Source organism: Achromobacter mucicolens (assembly GCF_029866465.1).
GTDB classification, from domain to species: Bacteria; Pseudomonadota; Gammaproteobacteria; order Burkholderiales; family Burkholderiaceae_B; genus Achromobacter; species Achromobacter mucicolens.
In genome coordinates, this window is record NZ_CP123364.1 from 2,543,676 (window position 1) to 2,562,118 (window position 18,443).

General features: G+C 66.4%; 19 protein-coding genes. 17 read left to right on the forward strand and 2 right to left on the reverse strand.

Annotation, left to right across the window (positions count from 1 at the left end):
* Window positions 1–113 precede the first annotated feature (113 nt).
* The 17 genes from QEP15_RS11645 to QEP15_RS11725 all read left to right on the forward strand — a co-directional run bounded on the left by QEP15_RS11645 (window position 114) and on the right by QEP15_RS11725 (window position 16,654).
* Window positions 114–3,029 (forward strand): monovalent cation/H+ antiporter subunit A, encoded by a 2,916-nt coding sequence (locus QEP15_RS11645; protein ID WP_152384330.1) that lies wholly within the window; start codon window positions 114–116, stop codon window positions 3,027–3,029.
* Window positions 3,029–3,373: a Na+/H+ antiporter subunit C gene (locus QEP15_RS11650; RefSeq protein WP_056317316.1), complete on the forward strand. Its 345-nt coding sequence runs from the start codon at window positions 3,029–3,031 to the stop codon at window positions 3,371–3,373. Before QEP15_RS11645 ends, QEP15_RS11650 begins: the two co-directional genes overlap by 1 nt.
* On the forward strand, window positions 3,370–5,001 hold the full coding sequence (locus tag QEP15_RS11655) for a monovalent cation/H+ antiporter subunit D (protein ID WP_175155402.1): 1,632 nt from the start codon (window positions 3,370–3,372) through the stop codon (window positions 4,999–5,001). Before QEP15_RS11650 ends, QEP15_RS11655 begins: the two co-directional genes overlap by 4 nt.
* Complete coding sequence (locus tag QEP15_RS11660) at window positions 5,001–5,483, forward strand: Na+/H+ antiporter subunit E (RefSeq protein ID WP_179689030.1); 483 nt, start codon at window positions 5,001–5,003, stop codon at window positions 5,481–5,483. Before QEP15_RS11655 ends, QEP15_RS11660 begins: the two co-directional genes overlap by 1 nt.
* Complete coding sequence (locus QEP15_RS11665; protein ID WP_056317324.1) at window positions 5,480–5,761, forward strand: K+/H+ antiporter subunit F; 282 nt, start codon at window positions 5,480–5,482, stop codon at window positions 5,759–5,761. The genes QEP15_RS11660 and QEP15_RS11665 overlap by 4 nt, the downstream gene beginning before the upstream one ends.
* Window positions 5,758–6,099, forward strand: a complete 342-nt coding sequence (mnhG, locus tag QEP15_RS11670) for a monovalent cation/H(+) antiporter subunit G (protein ID WP_056317327.1) — start codon at window positions 5,758–5,760, stop codon at window positions 6,097–6,099. The genes QEP15_RS11665 and mnhG overlap by 4 nt, the downstream gene beginning before the upstream one ends.
* Window positions 6,100–6,256: 157 nt before the next feature.
* Window positions 6,257–6,790, forward strand: coding sequence for a hypothetical protein (locus tag QEP15_RS11675; protein WP_152384333.1), 534 nt, complete (start codon window positions 6,257–6,259; stop codon window positions 6,788–6,790).
* A 91-nt stretch (window positions 6,791–6,881) separates the two neighbouring features.
* Window positions 6,882–7,730 carry an HAD family hydrolase gene (locus QEP15_RS11680; RefSeq protein ID WP_056317330.1) on the forward strand — a complete coding sequence of 283 codons (849 nt, stop codon included), beginning with the start codon at window positions 6,882–6,884 and terminating at the stop codon, window positions 7,728–7,730.
* Between the two features lie 61 nt (window positions 7,731–7,791).
* On the forward strand, window positions 7,792–8,241 hold the full coding sequence (gene tadA, locus QEP15_RS11685) for a tRNA adenosine(34) deaminase TadA (RefSeq protein WP_062841205.1): 450 nt from the start codon (window positions 7,792–7,794) through the stop codon (window positions 8,239–8,241).
* Complete coding sequence (locus tag QEP15_RS11690; RefSeq protein ID WP_175155403.1) at window positions 8,238–9,299, forward strand: LD-carboxypeptidase; 1,062 nt, start codon at window positions 8,238–8,240, stop codon at window positions 9,297–9,299. The genes tadA and QEP15_RS11690 overlap by 4 nt, the downstream gene beginning before the upstream one ends.
* A gap of 121 nt (window positions 9,300–9,420) precedes the next feature.
* Window positions 9,421–11,025, forward strand: a complete 1,605-nt coding sequence (locus tag QEP15_RS11695) for an ABC-F family ATPase (protein WP_056318719.1) — start codon at window positions 9,421–9,423, stop codon at window positions 11,023–11,025.
* A 189-nt stretch (window positions 11,026–11,214) separates the two neighbouring features.
* Window positions 11,215–12,441, forward strand: a complete 1,227-nt coding sequence (locus tag QEP15_RS11700) for an MFS transporter (protein ID WP_280148798.1) — start codon at window positions 11,215–11,217, stop codon at window positions 12,439–12,441.
* Between the two features lie 105 nt (window positions 12,442–12,546).
* Window positions 12,547–13,317, forward strand: coding sequence for an ABC transporter ATP-binding protein (locus QEP15_RS11705; protein WP_180099374.1), 771 nt, complete (start codon window positions 12,547–12,549; stop codon window positions 13,315–13,317).
* A gap of 67 nt (window positions 13,318–13,384) precedes the next feature.
* Window positions 13,385–14,383, forward strand: a complete 999-nt coding sequence (locus QEP15_RS11710) for an ABC transporter substrate-binding protein (protein WP_056317339.1) — start codon at window positions 13,385–13,387, stop codon at window positions 14,381–14,383.
* The gene (locus tag QEP15_RS11715; protein WP_056317341.1) at window positions 14,380–15,153 is read left to right on the forward strand and encodes an ABC transporter permease; all 774 of its coding nucleotides are present in this window, start codon (window positions 14,380–14,382) and stop codon (window positions 15,151–15,153) included. The genes QEP15_RS11710 and QEP15_RS11715 overlap by 4 nt, the downstream gene beginning before the upstream one ends.
* A gap of 16 nt (window positions 15,154–15,169) precedes the next feature.
* On the forward strand, window positions 15,170–15,988 hold the full coding sequence (locus tag QEP15_RS11720; RefSeq protein ID WP_152384336.1) for a transporter substrate-binding domain-containing protein: 819 nt from the start codon (window positions 15,170–15,172) through the stop codon (window positions 15,986–15,988).
* A 78-nt stretch (window positions 15,989–16,066) separates the two neighbouring features.
* Window positions 16,067–16,654, forward strand: coding sequence for an IMPACT family protein (locus QEP15_RS11725; protein WP_056318721.1), 588 nt, complete (start codon window positions 16,067–16,069; stop codon window positions 16,652–16,654).
* 108 nt (window positions 16,655–16,762) lie between these two features.
* Here QEP15_RS11725 and QEP15_RS11730 read toward each other — a convergent pair whose 3' ends face one another.
* Window positions 16,763–17,137, reverse strand: coding sequence for a thioredoxin family protein (locus tag QEP15_RS11730; protein ID WP_006388150.1), 375 nt, complete (start codon window positions 17,135–17,137; stop codon window positions 16,763–16,765).
* A 166-nt stretch (window positions 17,138–17,303) separates the two neighbouring features.
* Entirely contained in the window at window positions 17,304–18,326 is a 1,023-nt protein-coding gene (locus tag QEP15_RS11735; protein ID WP_142055441.1) for an LLM class flavin-dependent oxidoreductase, read from the reverse strand.
* Between the last annotated feature and the right edge of the window lie 117 nt (window positions 18,327–18,443).

An 18,443-nucleotide genomic window follows, 5' to 3' on the forward strand; every position in this document is an offset into this window, starting at 1 on the left:
TGTAGCGCAGCGGCGCACCGGGCCAGGGTTCCGTCCGTTTTTCAATCCCCGGTCTGTTTCGTCTCTCGCTGCCTTGCGCTGGCGGGAGGGGGCCCGGACATTTTCGGAACGCCATGTCGCTGATCCTGATCCTCGCTCTGCCGTTCGCCGGCAGCCTGTGCGCCGCGCTGCTGCCTTCCAACGCCCGCAACGCCGAGGCGTGGCTGGCTGGCCTCATCGCCCTCGTCTGCGTGGTTCTGATCGCGTCCCTGTATCCCGACGTCGCCCACGGCGGCGTCATACGGGCCGACATTCCTTGGGCGCCCGCCCTCGGACTGCAATTCACCCTGCGCATGGACGGCTACGCCTGGCTGTTCGCGCTGATCGTCTCCGGCATGGGCGCGCTGGTGGTGTTGTATGCGCGCTACTACATGTCGCCCGAAGACCCGGTGCCGCGTTTCTTTTCCTTCTTTCAAGCCTTCATGGCCGCCATGCTGGGCGTGGTGCTCTCGGGCAACCTGATCCAGCTCGTGCTGTTCTGGGAAATGACCAGCCTGGCGTCCTTCATGCTGATCGCCTACTGGCACCACCGCCTGGACGCGCGCCGGGGCGCCCGCATGGCGCTGACGGTCACCGGGGCGGGCGGGCTCTGTCTGCTGGCCGGGGTGCTGATCCTGGGCCACATCGTCGGCAGCTACGACATGGACCGCGTCCTGGCGTCGGGCGACCTGGTCCGAGCCGACCCCTGGTATCCGGCCGTGCTGGTGCTGGTGGCGCTGGGCGCGCTGACCAAGAGCGCGCAGTTCCCGTTCCATTTCTGGCTGCCCAACGCCATGGCCGCGCCCACGCCGGTGTCGGCCTACCTGCATTCGGCAACAATGGTCAAGGCGGGCGTCTTCCTGCTGGCGCGCTTCTGGCCCGTGCTGTCGGGCACGGACGAATGGTTCTGGATCATCGGCGGCCTTGGGCTCATCACCCTGGTGCTGGGCGCTTACGCAGCCATTTTCCAGCAGGACATGAAAGGGGTGCTGGCCTATTCCACGATCAGCCACCTGGGCCTCATCACGCTGCTGCTGGGCCTGAACAGCACCCTGGCGCTGGTGGCGGCCATCTTCCACATGATCAACCACGCCACGTTCAAGGCGTCGCTCTTCATGGCGGCGGGCGTGGTCGACCACGAAACCGGCACCCGCGACCTGGGCAGGCTGTCCGGTCTGTACAAGGCGATGCCCATCACCGCCACGCTGGCGATGGTGGCCGCCGCCTCGATGGCGGGCGTGCCGCTGCTGAACGGCTTCCTGTCCAAGGAAATGTTTTTTGCCGAGACCACCTTCGTCAGCGCCGACCGCTACGTGCAGCTTGGCCTGCCGCTCTTGGCCACGATTGCCGGCGCGTTCAGCGTGGCGTACTCGCTGCGCTTCATCCTGCAGGTGTTCTTCGGCCCGCCAGCCACCGACCTGCCGCGCGAACCGCACGAACCGCCGCGCTGGATGCTGCTGCCCAGCGCGCTGCTGGTCCTCATGTGCCTGCTGGTCGGCATCGTCCCCAGCCTGACCGTGGGCCCGTTCCTGGCCACCGCTGCGCAAAGCATCCTGGGCGAAAACATGCCCGATTACAGCCTGGCCGTCTGGCATGGCTTCAATCTGCCGCTCGCCATGAGCCTGGTCGCCACCACAGCGGGCGTGCTGCTGTACCTGGCCCTGCGTGCCCATCAGCGCGCCAATCCGGGCCGCGTGCCGTTCATCTACCGCCTGGACGGCCGCCGCACGTTCGAGGCGCTGCTGGACGGTTCCAGCGTTGCCGCCGCGTGGCTCTTGCGCTGGGTGTCGTCCACGCGCCTGCAGGTGCAGATGGTGCTGATCGTGGTCGGCACGCTGTTCGTTGCGTGGCTGCCGCTGCGCGCGGGCGGCTGGCTGGACGGCGCCGTGCGCCTGACGCCCGTCGACCCGGTTTTCGCATTGCTGTGGATCGTGGGCGGCACGTGCGCGCTGGCCGCCGCGTTCCAGGCCAAATACCACCGCCTGGCCTCGCTGGCGCTGGCCGGCGGGGCAGGGCTCATCACCTGCCTGACCTTTGTCTGGTTCTCGGCGCCCGATCTGGCTCTGACCCAGTTGTCCGTCGAAGTCGTGACGCTGGTGTTGCTGCTCCTGGGTCTGCGCTGGCTGCCGCGGCGCATCGTGCAGGACGACGAAGAAAGTCTGAAGGCCACGCTGATGGCGCGCGGGCGCCGCCTGCGCGACCTGCTGCTGGCGGTGGCGGCCGGCTCGGGCATGTCGGCACTGGCCTATTCGGTGCTGGCGCGGCCCCAGACCAATCCCATTTCGTCCTACTTCGTGGACCGGGCGCTGCCCGACGGCGGCGGCACCAATGTGGTCAACGTGATCCTCGTGGACTTCCGCGGTTTCGATACGTTTGGCGAAATCACGGTGCTGGGCATCGTGGCGCTGACCGTCTACGCGCTGCTGCGCCGGTTCCGCCCGGCCGCCGAGAGCGCGGACATTCCGCGCCAGCAGATGGACCAGGACGGCGGCATCCCCGATGCGCCCGACATCAAGTCGGTGGTGCCCGCCGGCTCGATGATGGTGCCGGCCGTGCTGGTGCGCCTGTTGCTGCCGGTTGCCGCGCTGATTTCCGTGTACTTCCTCTTGCGCGGCCACAACCAGCCGGGTGGCGGCTTCGTCGGCGGCCTCATCTTCGCCACCTCCGTCATCCTGCAGTACATGGTGGGCGGGGTGTACTGGGTCGAATCCCGCAGCCGCCTGAATCCCCAGAACTGGATCGGCATCGGGCTGCTGTCCGCCGGCATCGCCGCCGTGAGCGCGTGGCTGGCCTACAAGCCGTTCCTCGCCGCGCTGGCCTGGGACGTCGCGCTGCCGTTGATCGGCCATGTCCACGTGTCCAGCGTGCTGCTGTTCGACCTGGGTGTCTACATGCTGGTCGTGGGATCCACCGTGCTGGTGCTGGTGGCGCTTGCCCACCAATCGCTGCGCGCGCAACGCAAGGCCGCCGCCGAACTCCAGGCGGCCGCCGCTCAAACAGGAGAAGCCTGATGGAATTGATATACGCAGCCGCGATCGGCGTGCTGGCGGGCTCGGGCGTGTGGCTGCTGCTGCGGCCCCGGACGTTCCAGTTCATCATGGGCCTGTCTCTGGTCTCCTATGCGGTCAACCTTTTCATCTTCGGCATGGGCCGGCTCACCTCCGGCAAGCCGCCGGTGGTGGATCCCGCCATGGCGCATGATCCTTCCTGGTATGCGGATCCGCTGCCGCAGGCGCTGGTGCTGACCGCCATCGTCATCGGCTTTGCCACCACCGCGCTGTTCCTGGTTGTGCTGCTCGCCTCACGGGGCCTTACGGGTACCGACCACGTTGATGGACGGGAGTCCCAATCTTGAGTTTCTGGCTTCAACATCTTCCGGTTCTGCCCATCATCATTCCGCTGGTCGCGGGCGCGGCGATGCTGCTGCTCGCCGACACCAACCGCTATGCGCGCGGCGGCATCGCGCTTGTGTCGACGCTTGCCCAATTGGCGGCCGCGATTTCCCTGTTGTTCGTGGCTGGCGGGGGCGTACCCGGCGTCTGGGAAAACGGGGTAGGGGTTTACCTCGTGGGCGATTGGCCGGCGCCGTTCGGCATCGTGCTGGTGGTCGACCGCCTGGCCGCAGTCATGCTGACGCTGACGGCGGTGCTGGGGCTGGCCACACTGGTCTACGCGCTGGCGCGGTGGGACCGCGCGGGCGTGCATTTCCACTCGCTCTTCCAGTTCCTGCTGATGGGCCTGAATGGCGCCTTCCTGACTGGCGACCTGTTCAACCTGTTCGTGTTCTTCGAGGTGCTGCTGGCCGCGTCGTACGGCTTGCTGCTGCATGGGTCCGGCGTGGCGCGCGTCAGCGCCGGCCTGCAGTACATCGCCGTGAATCTCGTGGCTTCGTTCCTGCTGCTCATCAGCATTGCGCTGATTTACGGCGTGACGGGCACGCTCAACATGGCCGACCTGGCCTTGCGCGCGGGCAATCTGACGGGCGCCGAGCGCATGCTGTTCGAAGCGGGCGCCGCCATCCTGGGCGTGGCGTTCCTCGTGAAGGCGGGGGCCTGGCCGCTCAACTTCTGGCTGGTCAAGGGCTATGGGTCGGCTGGCGCACCCATCGCGGCCATGTTCTCCATCATGACCAAGGTCGGCATCTACGCCTTGCTGCGCATCGGCTCGCTGCTGTTGCCCACGGGCGCGCCTGCCGCCTTCAGCCTGGACTGGATGTTTGCTGCCGGACTGGCCACGCTGCTGTTCGGCGCCCTGGGGCTGCTGGCCACCCAGCAACTGGAAAAAATGGTCGGCTACTGCGTCATCGTGTCGGCCGGCACGCTGCTGACCGCGCTGGGCATGCCGGGCGTCACGCTCACCGGTCCCGCGCTGTTCTACCTGATCAGTTCGGTGCTGACGACGGGCGCGTTCTTCCTCTTGGCCGAACTGATCGAACGCACCCGCAGCTTCGGCGCGAACGTGCTTGCGGTTACGCTCGACGCCTTCGATCTGGATGATCCGACCTCTGTGAACCGATCGGACGACGTAGTCGGTGTGGCGATCCCCGCCGCGATGGCGTTCCTGGGCTTGGCCTTCATTTCGTGCGCCTTGCTGGTGACCGGCTTGCCGCCGCTGTCCGGCTTTGTCGCGAAGTTCTCGCTGTTGTCGGCGGCCGTCTCGGCGGCCACCGAATCGGCGCCGCCCATGGACGCCTGGATTCTCGTGGCGGCCGTGCTGGTGTCGGGTCTGGCTGGCCTGATCGGCCTGGGCCGCACCGGCATCCGTATTTTCTGGGCCAGCGACGACCGCAGCACGCCGCGCCTTCGCGTGATCGAGGCGGGTCCGGTCGCGGCGCTGGTGTTGCTTTGCGTGGCCCTGGCCGCGGGCGCCGGTCCAGTGTCCGCCTACCTGGACGACGCGGCCCGTTCGCTTGACCAGCCCGCGTCCTACATCGACGCCGTCATGTCCGCGCAGACCGTGCGCGGCGTCAAGGGAGGAAGCTGATGCGCCGTCTTTACTTCCTGATCCTTCCCACGCTGCTGTTTGTCCTGTGGCTGGTGCTCAACGAAAGCATGTCCGCGGGGCAGATCGCGCTGGGCATCGCGCTGGCGCTGTGGTTCACGTGGGCCGCCTCGCGCCTGCGACCGCTGCGGGCGCGCCCGCGCCGCCTCTGGAAGGTGATACCGCTTTTCCTGCGTGTGACGCTGGACATCATCAAGTCCAACATCGCGGTGGCGCGGCTGATCCTGAATCCGCGCCGCAATGAATTCTCACCCGGGTTCATCCTGATCCCGCTCACCATGCGCGATCCGCATGGTCTGGCGATGCTGGCCTGCATCGTCACCTATACGCCCGGCACCGTCTGGGTGGACCTGACCGAGGACCACAGCCTGAAACTGCACGTGCTCGACCTGCAGAACGAAGACGAGTGGATCGAGCTGGTGCAGCAGCGCTACGAGCGCCCGTTGATGGAGATGTTCGAATGAATTCCGTACTTTATTGGGCGGCATCCTTTGCCTTGCTTTGCTTTGCGCTGGGCATGGTGTTTGCCACCATCCGCCTGTTGCGAGGCCCCACCGCCCAGGACCGCGTCCTGGCCCTGGACACGCTGTACATCAACGGCATGCTGACGATGCTGGTGTTTGGCATCCGGTCCGGCACGTCCGTGTACTTCGACATTGCGCTGCTGATCGCGCTGTTCGGTTTCGTGGGCTCCACCGCAATGGCGCGCTTTCTCCTGCGCGGCGAGGTCATCGAGCCATGATGGACGTCGATATCCCGCTGTGGGCCGGCATTCCGGCCTGCATCCTGCTGGTGCTGGGGGGCCTGCTGGCGGTGACCGGCTCGGCCGGCCTGCTGCGCTTTCGCACGTTCCAGTCGCGTATTCATGCGCCCACGCTGGGCAACACGATGGGTTGCGCCTGCGTGCTGGCGTCTTCCATCCTCGTCTTCTCGGCGCTGTCGGCGCGGCCCGTGTTTCACGAGGTCATCATCACGTTGCTGTTGATTGTGTCCTCGCCCGTCACGGCAATGCTGCTGATGCGCGCCGCGACCTATCGCAACCGCCTCACCAAGGCCGAGGCGGACAAAGACGCGCGCTAAATTTGGGGCGCGACCCCGATTGGCGTTGAAACGTAACCTTACGAATTCACGTCGCTGGTTATGTCCCCCATGGCCAGGGCATGGGATAGTGATGTCAGTGGGCGGCGCGGCGCAAGACCGAGCCGCCCGGGTTCAATCTCTTCTAAAGGAGCTGACCATGACTTCTGTTTCCCTGCCTACGAAGCGCCTCGCCGCCATGCTGTGCACGACCGGACTGATGCTTGCCGCCGGCGCCGCGCACGCGCAATCCGGCAATGCCGACTCGTCGCAGTCGCGCTACCAGCAGGACGTCGCGGCTTGCAAGAGCGGCACGACCGGCCAACCGCTGGATACCTGCCTGCGCGAAGCTGGCGCGGCGCGCCAGGAGCGCAACCGCCAGAATCTGCGGGACGACAGCCCTGAACAACTTCAGCAGAACATGCTGGCCCGCTGCAGCCGCCTGCCGGAAGCCCAGCGCCAGAGTTGCGTCACCCAGATGACCTCGCCCAGCAATGTGCGCGGTAGCGTCCAGGGCGGCGGCGTGCTGCGCGAAACCGTGATTCAAGTGCCCGCCGGCACCGCACCGGGGATGGCCCCGGCCCCTGGCATGGCACCCGCACCCGGCATGGCTCCCGCTCCGGGCATGGCGCCGGCCCCCGGCATGGCCCCCGCGCCGGGCACGGGAACCATGAGCGCACCGATCCGCCAGTAAGTCGCCGGCGTCATATCGGGCATGGCGTGAGGGCGCAGCCGCTGCCGCAATCAGGCAAAATGGCGGCTGTCGCCTTTTCTCACGCATATTCATGTCCGACGTCATCGCCCTGATTTTCGACTTCGACGACACGCTGGCTTCGGACAGCACGTCCGGCTTCCTGGACAGCATCGGCGTGGACACGGCCTCGTTCTGGAAGGAAGAGGTCGATCCCTTGCTGTTCCAGCAAGATTGGGATCCCGTCCCCGCCTATCTCTACAAGATGATCGAACTGTCCCGCCAGGGACGGCACGGGCTCATCACGCAGCAGCGCCTGAAAGACTGGGGCGCGCGCCTCGATCTGCACGACGGCGTATCCACGCTGTTCCAGCGGCTGCGCGCGGCGGTGCGCGCCGAGCATCCGCAGGTGCAGCTTGAGTTCTACCTGATTTCCAGCGGCATCGGCGACGTGGTGCGCGCCACGCCCATCGCGCATGAGTTCACCGAGATCTGGGCCTCGGAATTCGTCTATGGCGACGATGGCGGCATTGCGTTCCCGCGGCGCGTCGTCAGTTTCACCGACAAGACCCGCTACCTTTTCCACATCCAGAAGGGCATCATCGGCCGCGATTTCCGCAACAAGCCGTTCGAGGTCAACCGCAAGATTCCCGAGGACCGGCTGCGCATCCCGTTCGACCAGATGGTCTTCGTGGGCGATGGCTACACGGACATCCCGTGCTTTTCGCTGATCCGCCGCGCGGGCGGCTTCGCTTTCGGGGTCTGGGACCCCAAGCACCGCGACAAGCGCAGCCGCGCCTGGGGCTTCATCGAGGAAGGGCGCGTGTCCAACCTGAACCAGGCCCGCTACGACGAGCAGGCCGAGCTCTATCAGTGGCTCGAAGAGGCCGTCACCAGCCTGGCCGGCCGCATTGCGCTGAAATCGCGGGTGTACCGTGGCTGACCCGGCCGTGCTGGCCGCGCCCGCGGTGGTCCCGCCCTGGACCGAGCAAGACGCCCGATTCATGACCCTGGCGCTGGAACAGGCCCAGGCGGCGTACGACATCGGCGAGGTGCCAGTGGGCGCGCTGGTTGTTTCCGCCCAGGGCGACATCCTGGGGCGCGGCTACAACCGCACCATCATCGACCACGACCCGACCGCGCACGCCGAGATCGTCGCCTTGCGCGGGGCCGCGCGCCAGCTTGAAAACTACCGGCTGCCCGGCATCACCGTCTACGTCACGCTCGAGCCCTGCGTCATGTGCATCGGCGCCATGCTGCACGCGCGCCTGGCCCGCGTCGTGTTCGGCGCCTACGATCCCAAGACCGGCGCGTGCGGCAGCGTGCTGGACGTCGGGTCCGTGCCCAAGCTCAATCATCACACTTCAGTCACCGGCGGCGTGCTGGCCGAACCCTGCGGCGATCTGCTGCGCCGGTTCTTCCGCGAACGCCGCGCCAAGGAATCCATCGCATGAGTACCCCCAAAGCCGCCAAGCCTGCCGCCAAGCCCGCCACCAAGGCGCGCCGCGCAAAGGCCGATGTCCCCGCGGCCCACGATCATCCGCACGACCACGGCCCGGACTGCGGCGACGCATGCGGCCATGATCACGACCACGACCACCATCACGGCCCGCAGCCGGACGCCCGCGGCATCTACCTGATTTCCCCGTCCTCCGCCGTGCGCGATCCCGCCACCGTGACGCTGGCGCGCGAACGGCTGGAGCAGCAGGGCTTCAAGACGGCGCTGGACCGCACGGCGCTGGCCGAACACCAGCGGTTCGCGGGCACGGATGCGCAGCGTCTGGCCAGCCTGACCCGCGCGGTCAAGCAGAAGCTGCCGATCGTCATGGTGACCCGCGGCGGCTACGGCCTGGGCCGGCTGCTGCACGCCATCGACTGGAAGGCGATGGCCGACAGCGGCAAGCGTTTTGTCGGCATGAGCGATTTCACGGCGTTCAACCTGGGCCTGCTGGCGCAGACCGGCGCGGTCAGCTATACCGGCGCCACCGCGGTCCGGGACTTTGGCGGCAAGAAGGTTGACGACCTGACCGAGGCGCTGTTCGGCGAGGTGATGCGCGGCGAACTTGAGATCCTCAGCTTCGAAACACAGGACGCCGACCCGGTGGACGCGCGCGGCATCCTGTGGGGCGGCAACCTGGCCATGCTGACGTCGCTGCTGGGCACGCCCTACATGCCGAAGATCCGCGGCGGCATCCTGTTCCTTGAAGACGTGGCCGAGCATCCGTACCGCGTCGAGCGCATGCTGATCCAGCTGTGGCAGGCCGGCATCCTGGCGCGCCAGAAGGCGATCGTGCTGGGACGTTTTACGGAATACAAGCTGGCCCCGCACGACAAGGGGTACGATCTGCACGAGGTCGTGGCCTGGCTGCGCAGGACGGTCAAGGTGCCGGTGATTACCGGCCTGCCGTACGGCCATGTCGATACCAAAGCCACCCTGCCGATCGGCCAGAAGGTCGGGATCGCCACCGAGAAGGGCCTGGCGCACCTGGTGCTGGACGAACACCATCACTAAAGCGCGCTCCGGCGGCCGGCGTCGGTCGCAATCGAGGTCTCAAATAGGGGCCGCATCACGTTTGCTACACTAGCAGGTTTTCCCGCATGCGCCTTTGGGCGCCTTCAAACGTACATACACCGTGATATCCACCGCCAATCTCACCATCCAGTTCGGTCCCAAGCCCCTTTTCGAGAACGTCAGCGTCAAGTTCGGGGAAGGCAACCGGTACGGGCTGATCGGGGCCAATGGGTCCGGCAAGTCTACGTTCATGAAGATCATCGGCGGCGATCTCGAACCCTCCGGCGGCAACGTCGCGCTTGAACCGGGCGTGCGCCTGGGCAAGCTGCGCCAGGACCAGTTCGCCTTCGAAGACGTGCGGGTGCTTGATGTGGTGATGATGGGCCACACCGAAATGTGGCAGGCCATGTCCGAGCGCGACGCGATCTACGCGAATCCGGAGGCGACCGAAGACGACTACATGCGCGCCGCCGACCTGGAAGCCAAGTTCGCCGAGTACGACGGCTACACCGCCGAAGCCCGCGCAGGCGAACTGCTGCTGGGCCTGGAAATCGCCGTCGACCAGCACAACCTGCCGATGCGCGAAGTGGCGCCGGGCTGGAAGCTGCGCGTGCTGCTGGCGCAGGCGCTGTTCTCGAACCCCGACGTCCTGCTGCTGGACGAACCCACCAACAACCTGGACATCAACACGATCCGCTGGCTGGAAAACGTGCTCAACGGCTACCAAAGCACGATGATCATCATCAGCCACGATCGTCACTTCCTGAACCAGGTGTGCACGCACATGGCCGACGTGGACTACGGTGAAATCCGCATCTACGCCGGCAACTACGACGACTACATGCTGGCCTCCACCCAGGCCCGCGAACGCCTGGTCGCCAACAACGCCAAGGCCAAGGAACGCGTCGCTGAATTGCAGGACTTCGTGCGCCGCTTTGCCGCCAACAAGTCCAAGTCGCGCCAGGCCACGTCGCGCCTGAAGCAGATCGACCGCATCAAGGCCGACCAGGTCGTGGTCAAGCCCTCGTCGCGCCAGAATCCGTACATCCGCTTCGAGCAGAACAAGGTCATGCACCGCCTGGCCGTCACCGTCGAAAACCTGACCAAGGCCTACGACGCGCCGGTCATCACCAAGTTCTCGGCCATGGTCGACGCCGGCGAGAAGATCGCAATCATCGGCGCCAACGGCGTGGGCAAGACCACGCTGCTGCGCCTGCTGGCGCAGGACCTGCAGCCCGATTCGGGCACGGTCAAATGGTCGGACAATGCCGACCTCGGCTACATGGCCCAGGACGTTTCCGACCAGTTCCTGCAGACCGACATCAACCTGCTGGACTGGATGGGCGACCACCGCCAGCCGGGCGACGACGACCAGTCGATCCGTTCGGTGCTGGGCCGCCTGCTGTTCTCGGCGGATGACCTGCCCAAGGCGCCCAAGGTGCTGTCGGGCGGCGAAAAGAACCGCATGACCTTCGGTCGCCTGATGCTTGGCCGGCACAACGTCATGCTGCTCGACGAGCCGACCAACCACCTGGACATGGAATCGATCGAATCGCTGCAGTTCGCGCTGGAAAAGTACGAAGGCACGCTGGTGTTCGTGTCGCATGACCGCGAATTCGTGTCGGGCCTGGCCACGCGCGTGATCGAGATCCTGCCTTCGGGCGAGATCGTCGACTACCGCGGCGGCTACGAAGACTACCTGTCCTCGCGCGGCATCGAGGCCTGATTCCCGGACGGTTCGCCTGAAGCGGCGCACGGACTCGTGCGCCGCTTCTGCATTTGAGCCCGCCTGCCTTCTGGCCTGCGGCCCAGCGCGCCAGCCGCGGTGCGCGCATTCAGCCGTCAGCAAACCGCGCTGCGCTATCATCCGCCCCGATCCTGGCGCCTGTCCGGCCAGGCCTGCCTTTGTCCCCAAATGTCTCCCTCTCAGCATGCCGCGCCCGATGGCGCGCAGATCGGCACGTTCACCCTGACGGCCCGCATCGTAGCCATCGCCTTCTTCACCTTCATCTGCTATCTGGCCATCGGCCTGCCGCTGGCCGTGCTGCCGGGCTACGTGCACGGCAACCTGGGCTATGGCTCCGTGCTGGCGGGCCTGGCGATCAGCGTGCAGTACGTGGCGACCTTGCTCAGCCGCTCGCACGCCGGCCGGATGGCCGACATGGTCGGCCCCAAGCAGACCGTCGTCATCGGCATGGTCGCCTGCGCGATCAGTGGCGTCTTCCTGCTGCTTGCTTATGCCTTCGAGCGCACCGCCTGGCTGAGTCTGGCGGCCATCATCCTGAGCCGTCTGGCGCTGGGCTTCGGCGAGAGCTGGGTGGGCACCGGTTCGGCCACCTGGGCCATTGCGCGGGTAGGGCCGCTGCACACGGCGCGCGTCATTTCGTGGAATGGCATCGCCACCTATGGTGCGCTGGCGCTCGGCGCGCCGCTGGGCGTGCAGCTTGAAAAGCACTGGAGCATGGGCGCGCTGGGCGGCGCGGTGCTGCTGCTGGGGTTGGCGGGTCTGGGCCTGGCCATGGTGCGTCCTGCCGTGGCCATCGTGGGCGGCCACCGGATGGCCTTCAAGAGCGTGGTGCTGCGGGTGTTTCCGCACGGCATGGCGCTGGGCCTGGGGTCGGTGGGTTTTGGCACGTTGGCGGCATTCGTTGCGCTGTATTACGCCAGCGCCTCCTGGGAGGGTGCCGCGAATGCGCTCAGCGCGTTCGGCGGCGCATTCATCGGCGTGCGGCTGCTGTTTGCCGGCACGATCACCCGTTTTGGCGGCTTCCGGGTCGCGCAGGTGTCGTTCGTGGTGGAGGCCGCCGGACTGTTGCTGCTGTGGCTGGCGCCCAACCCAGGCATGGCGCTGCTGGGCGCCGCGCTTACCGGCAGCGGCTTTGCGCTGGTGTTTCCGGCCATCGGCGTCGAAGCCGTGGCGCGCGTGCCGGCCGGCAGCCGCGGCGCCGCGCTGGGCGCCTATTCGGCCTTCCTGGATCTCGCCTTGGGCGTGACCGGTCCCATCGCCGGCTACATCTCCAGCGGATTCGGCTATCCGGCGATTTTCCTGGCGGCCTCCCTGTCGGTCACGATGGGCTTGCTGATTGCGTTCGGATTGCAGCGGGCCGCCACGCGTGGACAGGCGACGGCCTCGTCAGCGTGATCTTTATTACTAGAAGAAGTTAAGACATTCGATATTGATCGTTTGGATTCATATAACGAATTGTTAGATTTGAGGCTCGTTTTCTCGCGCCCTGACGATTCGTCCATGAACCTTATTTTCGACAACGTCCACAAGCAGTTCGGCGACTTGCCTGTCGTCGACGGCTTCACCAGTGAATTCAAGACCGGCGAGCTGGTCGCGCTGGTCGGCCCGTCCGGCTGCGGCAAGTCCACCTTGCTGCATCTGGCGGCAGGGCTGGAAATGCCCACGCAGGGCAGCGTGCGGGCCGACGGCAACAAGGTCGCCGGTCCCCATCCCAGCCGCACGCTGGTGTTCCAGGAACACGCCCTCTATCCCTGGCTGACCCTGGAAGACAACGTGTCGCTGGCGCTGGAATTCCAGAACACGCCCAAGAAGCGCGCCCGCGAGGCGGCGCGCGAATGGCTGGCGCGCGTCAGCCTGGCGGGCTTCGAACACTACTATCCCCATCAGGTGTCCGGCGGCATGCGCCAGCGCGCCGCGCTGGCCCGCGCGTTCATCGCGCAGCCGCAGACCATGCTGATGGATGAACCCTTCGGCGCGCTGGACGCGCTGACCCGCCTGGCCCTGCAGGACGTGCTGCGCCAGCTCATCGCGCAGGAAAAGCCCACCGTGCTGCTGGTGACCCACGACGTCGACGAGGCCTTGTTCCTGGCCGACCGCATCGTCGTCTTCAGCCCGCGCCCGGCGCGGGTGCTGCGCGAATTCAACCTGGCACATCGCGCCAAGACGCACGACCTGTCCGACCTGGCCGCTGAAAAGCGCGAGATCCTGCGCCTCTTGGGCATCGGGGTCGGTGGCGCGGACGCGCACTCGGACATCGCGCTGGCGGCTTGATCCTTCATACCAATACCCTGCGGCCACGCCCGGGCGCGGCCGCTTCCTGAATTTCCTGGAGCTCCTGATGAAACTGAAGCAATGGTTGTCCCTGCCGCTGGCCGCGGCGCTGCTGGCGGCTGCCCCCGCGATGGCCGCCGAGAAGTTCCGCGTGGGTTACCTGCGCGTGATGGATGACGCGCAGGCCATCGTCGCGCAAGAGGGCGGCTATTACAAAAAGGCCGGCCTGGATTCCGAACTCATCGAATTCAAATCGGGCACCGACCTCATCAAGGCCATCGTCGGCGGCCAGCTCGACATCGGCGTGCTGGGCTTTACCAACGCGGTTGCGTGGGCGTCCAAGGGCGCGGACCTGAAGGTGGTGGGCGGCGCGCAGCAGGGCTATCACTCGCTGATCGTGCGCGACGATTCGGGCATCAAGGACATCGCCGGCCTGAAGGGCAAGACGCTGGCCTCGCAGGCCGAAGGCAGCACCGCTGACGTGGTGCTCAAGGGCGTCGTGCTCAAGTCGGGCAACCTGACGGCCGACGACGTCAACGTCATGGGCGTGAGCCCGGCCGTGGCTGTGCAGTCGCTGGTGGGCAAGCGCGTGGACGCCGCCTTCCTGTTCGAACCCTACGACCGCATTGCGCAGCTGATCGCGCCGGTCAAGCAGATCTATGAAGTGGGCGAGGCGTGGCCGTTCCCGTGCATGGTCGTGATCACGTCGGGCGAAACGCTGGCCAAGCGCAAGGACGACGTCTGGAAGGCGCTGGACGCGCAGAACCAGGCCATCACGCTGCTGCAAAAGGAACCCGCGCAGGCGTCCAAGCTGATCGCGTCCTACTTCATTGCCGAGCCCACGCTCAAGACGCTGAACCGTGGCGAGCTGCCGCGCGAAACGGTCATTTCCGAAGCCATCAGCACGCAGGTGTTCACGCCCAAGCTGACCGAGAAAGACACGGCGCGCATGCAGGAAATCGCTGACATCCTGCAAGCCCAGGGATCGCTCAAGACGCGCGACGGCAAGCCGTACGACGTCTCCAGCATCGTCGACCTGTCCTGGCAAGAGGCTCGCAAGCTTTGAGCGCGTCTACCCGAGTGACCGGCGCCCGCAAGCATCTTGCGGGCGTTTTGGGCGTCCTGTTCATTCTGGCCATCTGGCAATTGGCGGCCTTCGCGCTGCCCGACTTCCTGATGCCCGGCGTGCCCGCCGTGGTCGAACGTCTGTTCGAAGACCTGGGCAAGCAGTCGTTCCACCAAAGCCTCCTGGGCACACTGGGACGCCTGGGCGCGGGTTACGGGCTGGCCCTGGCCGCCGGTGTCGGCTTCGGCCTCGTGGCAGCCGTGCTGTTCTTCTTTCGCGAAGTCCTGCGCAGCGCCATCGTCATCCTGCAGTCGATTCCGTCCATCGCGTGGGTGCCGCTGTTTCTCATCGTGATGGGCTTTGGCAATACGCCCATCATCGTGGTCGTGGCGCTGGCGGCGTTTTTCCCGGCCGCGCTCAGCGTGATGAACGCGACCGAATCCGTGCAGCGCGTGCACGTGTCGGCAGCGCGCGTCATGGGCGCGACCCGCTGGGGGCTGATCAAGCGGGTGTATCTGCCCGCGGTCATGCCCGAGCTCATCACCGGCGCGCAACTGGCGTTCGGCAATGCCTGGCGGGCGCTGATCTCGGCTGAAATGCTGATCGGCTTCGGCAAGGGGCTGGGACGGTCGCTGGCGTATTCGGGCGAAATCGCCGACATGACCGGGGTCATGACCAATATCCTCGTCATCGCCGTGCTGGCCGCCCTGATCGACCAGTTCGTGCTTGAAAACCTCAAGCATCGCCTGCTGCGTTACCAGTACGTGTAAGGTCGCAAAGCCCGTCATGTTGTCCTGCATCCGCCCATTCGTCCTTGCCGCCGGCCTGCTGGCCGCGGGCTTGGCGCAAGCTCAGCCCGCGGTGCAGTCCAATGTCTTCGCGGCGGCCAGCACGCGCGGCGAACTGGTCGTGGGCGTGCCGTACCTGGCTCCGCCACCCGCCGCGGGCGCCAAGATCCGCACGCCGGAAGGCCTGGATGCGGCCATCACCGAAAGGCTGGGCGCAAGCCTGAAACTGCCCGTGCGCCTGGTGCAGGTGCCGGCGCGCGACGCCGCCCGCGCGCTCGCCGCCGGCGACGTGGATCTGGTGCTGGCCGACAATGCCGACGGACAGCCGCAGACCGTCGCGGTGCAAGCCACCGGCTATGCCGCACGGCCCAAGGCGGTGATCCGCAGCGACACGCGGCTGCGCAAGCCCGCCGACGTGCAGGGCCGCAGCGTGTGCATGGCCGAGGCGGCCACGCAGGCCCAAGCCCTGGCGCAAAGCTGGGGCGCGACGGTCAAGACCTATCGCGTGCCGTCGGACGCGCTCGTTGCCGTGCGCGAAGGCGAGTGCGACATCGGCCTGGTCGACGACGCCGTGTGGGAGCCCCTCATGCGCTTTCCGGAATGGAAGAAATTCTCCTCGACGCTTGCCGCGGATGGCGCCCGCCACGAGCGCGTGTGGCTTGTGCCTGCGCGGGACGAAGCCTCGCGCGCCTGGCTTGGCCAGGAGATGCGCGCCTGGGACCGCGCCGGCGCGTGGAAGGCCATGACCACGAAATGGGCGCGCGACGTCGCCTTCGACGTCTATCTGGACCAGGAAGTGCCCGACTGCCACGGCTGATGCGGCCTCGTGGCCACTGCGCTCGGCCACCCCGCCCGGGCATGCGGCCACGCGATCTGCGCACTTACAATGCCGGGCATGACGCACACGTTGACCGCTCCCTGCACCTACCAGGAAGACATCAAGAAAAGCCGCTTTGCCGCGTATGCCGCGCCGGTCGCCACGATCGATGACGCCATGCGCTTCTTTGCCGAGCATAGCGATCCCGAGGCCACGCACAACTGCTGGGCGTACCGCATCGGACAGGAATACCGCTTCAATGACGATGGCGAGCCCGGCGGCACGGCCGGCCGGCCGATCCTGCAGGCCATCGAAGGCCAGGACATGGATCGTGTCGCGGTGCTGGTGGTCCGCTGGTATGGCGGGATCAAGCTCGGTGCGGGCGGACTGGTGCGGGCTTACGGCGGATGCGCGGCCAATTGCCTGCGGTTGGGAGAGCGCACCGAGATCGTCGATCTTGCGACCGTGCGCTGCGCCTGCGGCTTTGCGGAAATGGCGCTGCTGAAATCGCGGCTGGCGCAGGCAGGCGCCGCCATCGGGCAGGAAGACTACAACGCCGACGGCGTCGTGCTCACGTTCACGGTGCCGCGCGCGGCCGTGCCGGACCTGGAAGTCACCGCGGCAAACATCACGCGCGGCCGGTCGGGGTGGGAAGTGGTGTCCTAGCCCGGCCGCGCGCGTGGGCGCAGGCCGGGATGCGCCACGGCTTGCGCAACGGTGGGGCTGCACTGACCTAGTGCAAAAGGAAGGGGCCCGGTGAGGGCCCCTTGGTGTTTACGCGTCCTGGCTGTCTTGCGCCGCGGCGATTTCCTGATGGACCTTTTCCATGTCCACTTCCTTGATCTTTGCGAGCAGCTCATTGAGCTGGCCGCCGGACAAGGCACCCGGTTGCGAGAACAGCAGAACCTTTTCGCGGAAGACCATCAGCGTGGGAATCGAGCGGATGCCCAGCGCGCCGGCCAGTTCCTGCTCCACATCGGTGTTCACCTTGGCGAACGTGACGTCCGGATGCTCGGTGGCTGCCTGTTCGAAGACCGGGGCAAAGCCGCGGCACGGGCCGCACCAGGGCGCCCAGAAATCGACGATCAGGGTGCCGTCGGGCGTGATGGCTTCCTGGAAGCTGTCTTTGGTGAGTTCAACAATACTCATGTGGAATCCTTGCCGCGGGGCGGCGAAAAGCAGTGGCTGAAAACGCCGGGTTTCCGTCCCGGCGTATTGCGGCGACGCGTAGTTGCCAGGTGCTTGATAGGCAATAGTAGAACCGGTGAAGGCTGCGTCGCAATGGTTGGCGCTGTGCAAAGCGCGGTTGCGGCCCTCAGGCCGCGGATTGAGTCGAGACGCCCGCGCCGTTTTTCAACGACGCCACGATCTCGAACGAGCGCAGGCGGTCTGCGATGTCGTAGAAGTCGGACACGATCATGACCTCGTCGGCTTGCGTTTCCGCGACCAGCGCTTCGAGTTTGCGCTTGACGGTGTCCGGGCCGCCCACGATCGCAGCGCCCAATCTTTGATTGACCGCTTCACGCTCCCATTCGTTCCACAAGCCGTCCATGGTTTCGACGGGCGGCTGCAACTGCAGACGATGGCCGCGCACCAGCGACAGGAACTTCAATTGCTGCGTGGTGGACTGGAAGCGGGCAGCTTCGTCGGATTCCGCGGCAATGACCGGCACGCCGATCATGGCGTAAGGGCGCGACAGCGTCTCGGAAGGCTTGAACAAGTGACGGTACAAGCGCATCGCGGCCATGCCTTCCGGCGAGAAATGGCCCGCGAACGAGAAGGGCAGGCCCAATTCGGCCGCCATGCGCGCGCTGAAGTCGCTCGACCCGAGCAACCAGATCGGGATGTCCAGGCCTTCGCCGGGAATCGCACGCACGGGCTGGCCGGGCCGCGAAGGCGCGAGGTATGCGCGCAGTTCCTCGACCAGCGCGGGAAACTCCAGGCCGCTGCGCGGGCTGCGGCGCAGCGCCTGCTGCGTGGCGCCATCGCTGCCCGGTGCACGACCCAGGCCCAGGTCGATGCGTCCGGGGTACAGGGTTTCAAGCGTGCCGAATTGTTCGGCAATGATCAGCGGCGCGTGGTTGGGCAGCATGACGCCGCCCGAACCGACGCGCAGCGTGCGGGTGTGGCCGGCCACGTGTCCGATCAGGACGGCCGTGGCGCTGCTGGCCACGCCGTTGATGTTGTGGTGCTCGGCAAGCCAGAAGCGGTTGTAGCCCAGCTGCTCGACATGCTGCGCCAGCGCGACCGTATTGCGGAAGGCGTCCGCGGCATCGCGGCCCTGCACAATCGGGGCCAGGTCCAGCACGGAAAAGGGGACGTTCGCCAGGGCGCTCATGCGGGCGCCTTTACCGGGTCAATACAGGCGTGCAGCGCGGGGAAGGGGGAAGGGCGCAAAATGAACTCCATATGCTGATCTACATGGGGAGTGTATCGGCGAATTCAACGGCGCCTG